This is a genomic window from Streptomyces sp. SolWspMP-5a-2 (genome assembly GCF_900091845.1).
Lineage (GTDB): Bacteria > Actinomycetota > Actinomycetes > Streptomycetales > Streptomycetaceae > Streptomyces > Streptomyces doudnae.
The window spans coordinates 1-2,169 of the sequence record NZ_FMCI01000274.1 but is presented as its reverse complement, the minus strand read 5'-3'; the positions used below and the strand labels follow the sequence as shown (position 1 = coordinate 2,169).

Genomic DNA, 2,169 nt, shown 5'->3' with positions numbered 1-2,169 from the left:
AGCGGGTCCCATGGGTTCCGCGCCTTCCAGCGATCCCGCAGGTTCCGTGGGTCCCATGGGTTCCGCACCTTCCATCGACCCCGCAGGTTCCGTGGGTCCCATGGGTTCCGTGGGTTTCGTGGGTTCCACGGGTCCCAGGGGTTCCCTCGACCCCGCTGGTTCCAGCGGTCCCACCGGCCCCGGGCCCGACCCGGCCGGAACCGGTCCTTCCGCGTCCGGGCCGTCCTCGTCCGGGCCGTCCGTGTCCGACGACGGCGGCGCGTCCGGTGTGCGGCCGCTGCGGGCGCTGCTGCGGCAGGCCCGTCCGCACCGACTCGCGCTGGCCGGGTCGCTGCTGCTCGCGCTCGCCGCCAGCGGCAGCGGGCTCGTCCAGCCGCTGGTCGCGCGGAACGTCCTGGACGCGCTGGCCGACGGCACCGCCGTCGCAGGACCGCTGGTCCTGCTCGGCGTGCTGGTGGTGGCGGGCGCCGTCCTCACCGGCCTGCAGTCCTGGTGGCAGCAGCGGACCTCCGAGCAGGTCGTCCGCTCCATCCGCCGCGACCTGGTCTTCCGCCTCGTCCGGCTGAAGATCCCCGAGCTTGACCGCCGTCCCCCCGGCGACCTGGTCGCCCGCGTCACCTCCGACAGCGCCCTGGTGCAGAACGCGGCCACCCAGGGCCTCGTCATGATCAGCAACGGGCTGCTCACCGTCCTGGGCGCGGTCGTCCTGATGGGGACGGTCCATCTCGGCCTGCTCGGTGTCACCCTCGGGGTGCTGTGCGGCACGGGGGCGGTCCTCGGCCTGGTCCTGCCGCGCATCCGGGAGGCCGTGGCCCGCGCGCAGCGCTCCGTCGGCGCGGTCGGGGCGGCCCTGGACCGGTCGCTCGGCGCGGCCCGCACCGTCAAGGCCAACGGCGCCGAGGCCCGGGAGACCGCCCGTGCCGAGGCCGCCGTCCAGGAGGCGTACGAGGCGGGGCTGACGGGCGCCAAGTACGTCGCGCTGGTCCAGGTGCTGTCCGGCGTCGCCATCCAGGCGGCCTTCCTCGCGGTGCTCGGCGTGGGCGGCGCGCTGGTGGCCGCGGGCGACCTCGACGCCTCGCAGCTCATCGCGTTCCTGCTCTACGTCTTCTACCTGGCAAGCCCGATCGCCTCGCTGCTCGGCGGCCTCGGCATGCTCCAGCAGGGGCTGGGCGCGGTCGTCCGCATCGAGCAGGTGCGGAACCTCCCGGCGGAGGACGACGTGGACCTCCCGGAGGACGCCGCCGCGCACACCACCGGGTCCGCCGCGCCGCCCGTCGAGTTCGACGCGGTGCACTTCGCGTACCCGGGGCGCGGGCCCGCCCTGCGGGGTGTCGCCTTCACGGTCCCCGGCGGCACCCGCACCGCGCTCGTCGGTCTCTCGGGCGCCGGGAAGACCACGATGTTCGCGCTGCTCCAGCGCTTCTACGAGCCGGACGCGGGCGCCATCCGGATCGGCGGACGCGACATCGCCGGGATGTCCCGGGCGGAGGTCCGCCGCCGGATCGCCTACGTCGAGCAGGAGTCCCCGGTCATGGCGGGCACGCTCCGCGAGAACCTCCGCTACGCCGCCACGGGCGCGAGCGACGAGGCCATCGCCGACGTGCTGCGCCTGACCCGGCTGGACGCGCTGGTCGCGCGGCTGCCCGACGGCCTCGACACCGAGGTCGGCAACCGCGGGGTCGCCCTCTCCGGGGGCGAGCGCCAGCGGCTCGCCATCGCGCGGGCGCTGCTGCGCGAACCCGACGTGCTGCTGCTCGACGAGGCCACCGCGCAGCTCGACGCCAGCAACGAGCAGGCCCTGCGGGAGGCGGTCGACCAGGCGGCACGGCGCTGCACGGTCGTCCTGATCGCCCATCGCCTCTCGACGGTCACCGACGCCGAGCAGATCATCGTCCTCCAGGACGGCGGGATCCGTGCCGCGGGCTCGCACGAGGAACTGGTCGGCGCGGACGCGCTCTACCGTGAACTCGCCGCGTCCCAGATGCTGGTGCCCGCCACGGACGAGGGTGCACCGCCCGGCCCGGGGAGCGTCGCCGGCGCCGGTCTCCACCCGACCGGCTGAGGACGGGCACCGGGAACTGACGGACCGACCGACCGGGCGCCCCGGGCAGTACGCGACCGCGTGCCGCCCGGGGCGCCCGGCGTTCGTGCGGGGTGTGTGCGGGTGGG

The 2,169-nt window shown here is 75.6% G+C and carries 1 protein-coding gene; it reads left to right on the top strand.

Translation table 11 applies throughout. The features are described 5' to 3' along the window. The first annotated feature begins 100 nt into the window (after positions 1–100). Entirely contained in the window at positions 101–2,062 is a 1,962-nt protein-coding gene (locus GA0115242_RS27895) for an ABC transporter ATP-binding protein (RefSeq protein ID WP_093833256.1), read from the top strand. Positions 2,063–2,169 lie beyond the last annotated feature (107 nt).

Bases quoted from the DNA above. Each gene is read 5' to 3' on its own strand.
- GA0115242_RS27895 (WP_093833256.1), top strand. From the start codon at position 101: ATGGGTTCCGTGGGTTTCGTGGGTTCCACGGGTCCCAGGGGTTCCCTC.